This window comes from Campylobacter showae CC57C, from assembly GCF_000344295.2.
GTDB lineage: Bacteria > Campylobacterota > Campylobacteria > Campylobacterales > Campylobacteraceae > Campylobacter_A > Campylobacter_A showae_B.
In genome coordinates, this window is the sequence record NZ_AOTD01000167.1 from 1 (window position 1) to 8,593 (window position 8,593).

At 36.9% G+C, this 8,593-nt stretch carries 4 protein-coding genes and 1 pseudogene; 2 read left to right on the forward strand and 3 right to left on the reverse strand.

Annotation, left to right across the window (positions count from 1 at the left end):
* Window positions 1-509: 509 nt before the first annotated feature.
* Genes H740_RS06460 through H740_RS06470 form a run of 3 tightly spaced genes read right to left on the reverse strand, consistent with a single transcriptional unit; the run spans window position 510 to window position 5,344 of the window.
* Window positions 510-1,799 carry an HlyD family type I secretion periplasmic adaptor subunit gene (locus tag H740_RS06460; RefSeq protein WP_002952553.1) on the reverse strand — a complete coding sequence of 430 codons (1,290 nt, stop codon included), beginning with the start codon at window positions 1,797-1,799 and terminating at the stop codon, window positions 510-512.
* Window positions 1,800-1,838: 39 nt separating this feature from the next.
* Window positions 1,839-3,956: a peptidase domain-containing ABC transporter gene (locus tag H740_RS06465; protein WP_002952554.1), complete on the reverse strand. Its 2,118-nt coding sequence runs from the start codon at window positions 3,954-3,956 to the stop codon at window positions 1,839-1,841.
* Window positions 3,941-5,344, reverse strand: coding sequence for a TolC family protein (locus H740_RS06470; RefSeq protein WP_002952555.1), 1,404 nt, complete (start codon window positions 5,342-5,344; stop codon window positions 3,941-3,943). Before H740_RS06470 ends, H740_RS06465 begins: the two co-directional genes overlap by 16 nt.
* A gap of 200 nt (window positions 5,345-5,544) precedes the next feature.
* Between H740_RS06470 and H740_RS06475 the strand changes: the two genes are divergently transcribed.
* Window positions 5,545-6,117: a hypothetical protein gene (locus tag H740_RS06475; RefSeq protein ID WP_002952556.1), complete on the forward strand. Its 573-nt coding sequence runs from the start codon at window positions 5,545-5,547 to the stop codon at window positions 6,115-6,117.
* A 13-nt stretch (window positions 6,118-6,130) separates the two neighbouring features.
* Window positions 6,131-8,593: pseudogene (locus tag H740_RS06480) on the forward strand (hypothetical protein); the annotation flags it as partial.

Consider the following 8,593-nt stretch of genomic DNA (forward strand, 5'->3'; position numbering starts at 1 on the left):
TCGGGAGTTCAAGTCTCCCCCGTGACACCATAAATGCCCTATTTATCGGTATTTAAACCGCCTCTTTTGCAGTTTCCCTTTCTTTGAATTTTTTCTTAAACTATGGTACACTTTTGATAAAAAGTGGTACAATTCTTTAAAACCTGCTATTTTACAAAAACATTCATATAAAATTGCTTTTGTTTTTCTTGGTTGCATTTTTAGTGATACATTTAGTATGGGAGAGGTATTGAGGTATTGAGGTATTGAGGTATTGAGGTAGCTTTATAAATCAAAAACAAACAACACAAATACTTTCATGCATTGATATTTTCTCAGACGTTGCTAAATACTAAACGCAAACCGTCTACTTAAATTTTCTAAAGATAGACTGCACAATAAAAGCTTATAATCGCATAAATATCAAGAAAAGTAAAGCTTGTAGATTGGTCGATAGATTATATTGCGGCCTTAGTGGTATAGATAGGTTTAGTATTTTGCATGTAGATTCAAGGCTTCTTATTTGCCCATTACCTCACGCTAAGTCCCTCATCCATATATTTGATTATCGGATATATAAACAGCTCTATGACTCTTCTTTTGCCGGTCTTTACTTCGGCTATTACGCTCATACCTATTTCTAGTTGTTTGGTTTCTCCCTCTACTTTTATATCCAGGCTTTTTGGTTTTATCTTGATCTCGTATATTAGCCCAAGCTTCTCATCTTCTATGGCGTCTTTTGAGATTTCTATTATATTGCCGTGTAAGAGTCCGTACTTTTGAAAGCTAAAGGTATCTATCTTTACGGCTACTTCTTGACCTAGTTTTAAAAAACCTATGTCTTTATTTAGAACGTTTGCTTTTATGATGAGCGGAGCGTCTGAGGGAACTATGGATATTAGATTATCGTTTGGGCTTACTACGCCTCCTTCGGTATGGGTAAGCAACTTTCCGACAAATCCGTCTACGGGAGATTTTATCTGTTGGGTCTTGTTTGAAAAAAGGATTGCGTTTATCTGAGCGCTTAGTTCTCTTTTTTCTTTTTCTTTGCTTAGAGACGTTTCTATCCAGCTTGATTTTATGGTTTTTATGGCTTTTTCGTTTTCTTCTATGATTTCTTCAAGTTTTTTATTTGATTCTTTTAGTCTATATAGAGCAATATCTTTTTGCTCTTTTAAATTTATGATATTTTTACTTACCTCTTCGTATTCTTTCTTTGCTATTAGATCAAGTACTTTTTGTAGCCTTGTCTTAGCCTCCTCTTCTTTGCTTAGAAGAAGGCTAAGTCTATTTACTTCGCTTTCGTTTGCTTTGATATCAAGTTTGGCTGAGTTTAGTTTGGCTTTGTTGCCTTCATAGGTGCTAGCTAGAATTTGTTTTTGGCTATTATATAAGCTTATCTGAGAGGAGTTTAGCTTGTTTAGTTCGTCTTTACTTAAATTTGATTCATTGATTAGAGCTTCTAGTAAAGCGATGTCTGAATTAATCACCGCTAGATCGTCTTGTTTGCTTGATAGCGATGCATCGGTTACAGTGGGGTCTATTTGTATTAGAATGTCTCCTTTTTTTACTCTGTCTGATTCTTTAACGAATATCTTTGAGACTACTCCGCTTTCAAGAGGTTTTAGTATCTTTATCTCTCCGCTTGGTATAACCTTGCCTTGCGCGCTTACTACTACATCTACTTTAGCTAGTATCAGCCAAGCGGTACCAAAGACCATAATAGCCAGTACTAGATAAAGAATGATTCTGCCCAAAGGATTAAGGGGCTTATCTTCTATTTCTATTAGCAGGGGTTTAAATTCGTGGAGGTCGTTCAATATTGTCCTTTGTTTATCGCACTATATCATTTTTTAAATTTAAGCTTGATTCGTATTGCCGGTTGCTTGCTGGCTATTTAAAAAGTAATAATAACCCCTTTGCCTCATCAAGCTTTCGTGGTCTCCTCTTTCTATCAGTCTTCCTTTATCCAGTACTATTATCTCGTTACACTCCCTAACGGTGCTTAGCCTATGAGCTACGATAAATACGGTTCTGTTTTTCTTAATGGCGGCAAGGTTATTTGATATTATCTTTTCGCTTTCGTAATCAAGTGCGGAGGTCGCTTCGTCAAATATTAAAATTCTAGGATTGGTTAGTATTGCTCTTGCTATTGCGATACGTTGTTTTTGACCGCCCGAAAGAGATGAGCCCCTTTCTCCCACTAAGGTGTCGTAGCCCTCGGGCAACGCGCTTATAAACTCATCCGCTCCCGATACCCTTGAAGCTTGCAAGATTAGATCCATAGGGGCGCTTGGATAAGCATAAGCTATGTTTTCTTTAACGGAGCCACTAAAGAGGTAGCTATCTTGCAAAACTACTCCTATGTTTTGCCTAAGCCAGGACGGATTCATATGCCTGATATCGACTCCATCTATATAGATAGCTCCCTCGTTTGCGTAGTACAGTCTTTGAAGAAGCCTGGTTAGAGTGCTCTTTCCGCTACCGCTTCTACCCACTATGCCTATACTGGTGTTTGGTTTTACTTCTAAGCTAAAGTTTTGAAGCACGGTAGGAGAGTTTGGAGAGTATTTAAAGCTAACGTTATCAAATTTCACTCCGCCTTTTATCTCATTTAGAGTTATAGCACTATCGTTTTCTTGCTCTTTTGGGGTATTTAGTATGTCTCCTAGTCTATCTACGCTAAGAAGCGCTTGCTGAAATTCGTTCCAAAGACCTACCAGTCTCATTATAGGAGCGCTAAACTGCCCCGCAAACATCTGAAAGGCTATTAGCTGACCTACGCTTAGTTTGTTTTCTATAACTAGGCCAACTCCTAGATAGAGTATAGCTAGCGTCATTAGTTTTGAAAGAGCATTTGCGATGCCTGAAAGTATATTTGATAAATTTGAAAGCTCGAAGCTTGATTTTACGTATTTGGCTAAAAAATCCTCCCAAAGGCGCTGCATACTGCCTTCAATCGCTAGGGATTTAACGGTAGATATTCCGGTGATTGATTCGACCAGGTAGGAGTTTGATCTAGCTCCCATTTGAAATTTATCTTCTAGCCTTGCTCTAAGCCTTGGAGTAGCAAAGAAATAAATAGTAGCTATAACGGTAACGAAAGCTAATGCCACCAAAGTGAGCTTAACGCTATAAAGCAGCATCATCGCGACAAACACCACGCTAAAAAGCATATCAAGCAGCACGGTAACCGATTTATTGGCTATAAACTCTCTTATGCTATCTAGCTCTCTAACTCTAGCTACTATGTTTCCTACTTTTCTGTTTTCAAAGTAGATCATAGGTAGTTTTATCAGATGATCAAATAGCATAGCTCCAAGCCTAGCGTCTATCTTTGAGGTAGTGTGGGCAAATATATAGTTTCTGCTAAGACTTAAAAGCATTTCAAATATAATCACCGCCCCAAAGGCTACCGCTATGACGTTTAGGGTGCTAAGCGAGTGGTGCACTAAAACCTTATCAAGTACTACCTGGGTAAAAAGAGGGGTAACTAGGCCAAATAGCTGGATAACGAAAGATGCTATTAAAATTTCGCCTACTATCTTTTTATAGCTTAGCATCCTAGCATAAAACCAACCAAAGCCGAATTTGATCCTATCGTTTAAGAGCTTATGCTTTAAGACTATCATCTTTGGCTCTAAATTTAGCGAGTTTAATAGCTCTTCAAATTTAATAGCGTAAGGCTCGTTTTTATCTTTAAAGATTAAGACCTCGTTTTTAGAAGCTTCGACTTTTAGGATATTAAAATAAACTCCGTTTTTATCCCTAGCTATGCAAGGCAATGGATAGGATGCTAAATTTTTAATAGTTAAAGGTTTAATCTTAGCCTTAAAGCCCTTGTCTTTTGCTATTTTTATCAGCTCTTCAAAGCTTGGAGTAGAGTTTAGGGCGTAGTCTCTTATTATGGCTCTGCTGTCTATCCTAACGTTATTTAGAGCTCCAACTATCTCTAAGCTTCTTAAAGCGCTTTGCAATCTACGCTCTTTTCGTTTATTAAAAAGCGTTTTACCGCAAGCATATTTGCTTGCAAAAACGCCTCTTCGTTTTTGATGAGATTTTCGTTAAATTTAACCTTGCTTTCAAGCACGCTTAGTTTATCCGTTTGCGAGTTTAAATTTAGTCTTTCTTGCATGCTCAAAAGCTCTTTAGAGTAAGAGGTTAGCTCCAAAGTAGTTTTTAGCTTTTCTAAATTTGAGTGCAGATCATCGTTTATATTTCTAGCCTCTTTTTCGTACCGCCTTTTTGCTTCGTTAAATTGCTCTTTGGCTAAAAGCAGTTCAAGAGATGCACTTTCTATGCCGGCTTCTCTATTAAAGCCGTCAAAGAGATTGTAAACCATACTAAGACCTATCCTGTATCCGTTTCTCTGGGTATCGTCCCAAGAGCGACGAAAGTTATCTCTGTCGTCTCCGTAAAAATCATACTTGGCGTATAGATAAAATGCCGGATAATACTCCCTCTTTTTTGATTCAAGAGCGCTTTGTTTAGAAAGGATCAGGGCGTTTAGCTCTTTAGCCTCGGAAGTTTGCTCAAAGGGAGGTAGAGGGGAGGAGATTAAACTATCTAAATTTAAATTTTGAGGCAAGGTGCCAGGAGCTTGACTTAAAGATTTGGTTTGACTAGCTTGACTAGCTTGGTCTATTGCGCCGGTTTGATCAAATTTACTCCCCATATCCTCGCTGCTAAAAGGCATCATCTCGTCGTCTATATAGATATCCTCTCCGCTAAAATTTGATATCTCGCTAAGTAGGTTTTTTATCTGCTTGTTTAGGCTTGCTATATTGTCTTCTATCTCTACTAGCCTTATGGCGCTATTTGTCATTGCTGCTTTTGCATGATCGCCGTTTTCATAGAGGCGTTTGGAGGTTTCGTAGATTTCTTTGTTGATTTGTTTTAGGTTGTTATAGGAATTTAGCTTGTCTTTGCTATCTAGCAGATTATAATATAGCTCAAGCAGTCTTAGTTTAGCCTCGTTTAGCGTTACGCACTCTTTATAGCTTAGGCTTTGTTTTTTATAAGCGGCCGCATCTATGTTTAAGGCATTTGCTCCGAATTTATATAGCTCGTAGTTTAGCTTTAAAGATACCGAGCTTGCAAAGCCCGTCGAGCTTACCAGGCTTTCATCGTTTATGTAACTATTCCTAGCGTTTGCATACTTCTTAGAGTATTCGCTATTTGCGCTTAGGCTTAGCCTGGGATAGAGGCTTGATTTGGCTGCATTTATCTCTTCGTTTGCCAGTAAGGTTTGAAGCTTGGAAGATAGGATAGAAGGGTTAGTGGATTCTAAGGATTTAGCGAGTGAGGAGAAGGATACTGATTTGGCGGATAGGGACGTGCCAAGTAAGTAAACGATAAAAAACAAAAAAGATATCCTTCGCAAACTCTACATTCCTAATTGCTATGAAATTTAGGCCTAAATTTAATCACAATGAGTCTTAATAAAGCATTAAAAATACCTAATAATCGATAATATTTTAAAAATAAATGCCGATTATAACTTAAATGTAGTTTAAGAGGATTGTGGATAAAATGCAATGAGCAAAATTTAATACGAGGCAGCCAATGAATCTAGAGGAGATTAAAGATAAAATCAAAAACTCATACCTTTATACCGTGTTTATCGAACGCCCAATGAAAGGAAACGGCTCGTATATTAGAAATATTACTTCGATTTTTTCAATGTTTGTAATAATTCCGCTCTGCTTGTTGATTATCGCTTGCATCATCATTGATACGGTATTTTTCAGCGAGGTCAAACCGCTAAACGAGCTGACTAAAAATTACGGGATAGTTGAAAGCGCAAATTATAAACCAAGGGGCGGTCAAGGCAGACTGGGGCTAAAACTAGACGACGGCTCGCGCATGTTTTTCCATATAGACAATAGAGACAAAAATATTTACGACTCGTTAATGAATAAAGGTGCGATAATATATAGCAGAAAATTCCTATTGGGAAATCAAATTTTACAGCTAGAAGGCGAAAATGGGGAAATATATACGATCTATAACTATGAATACGAGCTAACGAAAAATTTTCGAGCGATGAATTTTATATTTGACGTGTTTAAAATAGCCGTGTTTTTTCTGATAATAGTCTGGATATTAAACAATAAAGATCATAGAAAATTAAATTAAAAAAGGCAAACAAATGAGTAAAATACCTAAAATACAAAAGAAAGTAATCATGGGACCAGACGTGTTGACCAACCGAGCCATTCATGATTATAGGAATGCATTTACAAAACCCATAACCAAACAAACTGCCGAGAATATAGATAATATCATTGGTAATGCTGGAGTCTACTACTATATTAATATATCCAATTCAATCAAGGATATTATAAACAAAGATGGTGTAAGCACTACAATAGACTCACTTAGAACAGCACACGAATTAGCCAAATTAATAGGAAAAGACTCGACCTGGGGCAAGCCCCTTGCAGCTGCATCCCTAATCAATAATATTGCTACAATCACGGTAGATGGCTTAAGTGAAGATAAAAAAATAAAAGATAGCAACATATTGTCAGCAGCTAGCGATATAGCAACGTTAACAAGCATAGCAACGATATCTTCGAATCCTATCGCAGCTATAAGTCTAGTTGTTATCGGTACAGCCCTAAGCACAGCTGCCATACTTACAGGCAACTCCACTACAATTCATGATACTATTAGTACAATAAATAATGCATTTAATAATTTTCCACACCATAATGTAGAGGCAAGCAGACTAAAGGAACTTAAGCCCGTACTTTTTGGGGGTTTGGATACACCAAGGTATCCAAACCTGTTATCAAAAGTGGACGACCCTCTAAATATAAAAACTTTATCCGAAATGATAAAAGAACTCGATAGCCAACTACCCTTTAATGATACCCCTGTCTTCTCTAGTTTTCTTTACGACAGATTAAATTTCTCAGACTATCTTAATAAATACAGCTTTCCATTTCTTAGCGCGCTTATCTACGACCCTATTACCCTAGACCTAAACAAAGACGGCAAGATAAATACTACCGGTTTGGATAAAGGGGTATACTTTGATCACAACGGCGATAAAGTAGCTATGAAAACATCTTGGGTAGGTAAAGAAGACGGTCTTTTAGTTCACGATAGAAATAATAACGGCATAATAGATGACGGAAGTGAACTATTTGGAAACTTTACTCCTTTAAATCCGAACAATAATCCAAGCGATAGAAATTTAGCCGTAAACGGATATCATGCTTTAAAAAGCTATGATATGAACAGTGACGGTATCATAGATAGTAACGACGAGATATATAAATATCTTAAAGTATGGCAAGACATTAATCAAGATGGCATATCTCAAGAAAACGAACTAAAAAGCCTGAAGCAAGTCAATATAAAATCTTTAAATTTGGCCTTTAATAATATAGATAAAGATCTAGATAACGGCAATAACGTAATGTTTGAAGGAAACTATATTGATAGTGAAGGTAAAAAACATAAGATGGCTGATATAAACTTTAACGTAGATACCCTCTCTTCAAGACACAAAGACGATATAGTCTTAAACGAGGAGCAAGCCAGTCAGATAAATTTGAAAGGTAGCGGAAATCTAAGGGATCTAAATCAGGCTGCCGTTTTATCAAGTACGCTAAACGATATACTAAACTCCTATAAACAAGCAAATACCAAAGAAGAGCAACTAAGCCTATTGCCGAATTTAATAAAAGAGTGGGCTAAGACGTCGGTGGGATATACCCAATACGAACACTCTTTAAGTAGCGTTACTTATTTTGACGAGAGCACGCCTCAAGGAAAGCTGGCGGTGCTAAGGCAGAGGTATGCACAAGCTACTAGCGAAACCCAAAAAATAGTTATACATCAAGAAATGGTAAATATAGAAAATAAACTAGCCGAAACCAACTATCAACAAGCATTAAAAGAAGCAAATCAGAATGAAGAGCTAAGACATATAATGCAACAAAGCGGAAACAAGCTACCTAGCATATATACTCCCAAAAATAGAGAAACTAGAGTAACGCCGTCGCAGCTAGCTAGGATGAAAAAAGGCCTACAAGATCAAAGCCTACTAAAAGAATTTGATGATATAAAATACAAAATAAGTGTGATAGATGCATTTACAGGCAAGCAAACTGGGCAGCTATATTATACGGACGATAATGACGTAAAAGATATAATACAAAAAGTAAATAAAACATACGATGATATACTAAAGTATGCGTATATGAGCCTAGGAACTCAAACTAGACTTAAGGACTATATATCTTTAATAGACATAAAAGCTGAAGAGATAAAAGATGGTGACGGAAATACGAAGTATAAATTTGGCATTGATTATGGCAAGGTAGCGGATAAATTTAAAGAAATAGCAAAGGTAAACCCCAAGAAAGCATTTATAGATATTGGGGAATTCATGCACGCTGCTATGATTGCCGGTAATACCAAAAACGTGGCTCCATTGGCCTTAGCTTTTAAACAAATGATCGAGTATGCTCTTAAAAATAATTTATTTGAGCAGTGGAGGCAAGATTTAGAAATTTATCAAAATATTAATCTGACAGAAGGTAAAAATGGTGGTATTGCCAAAGGTACCGACGGAAACGATACTATCTATGGCCACGAA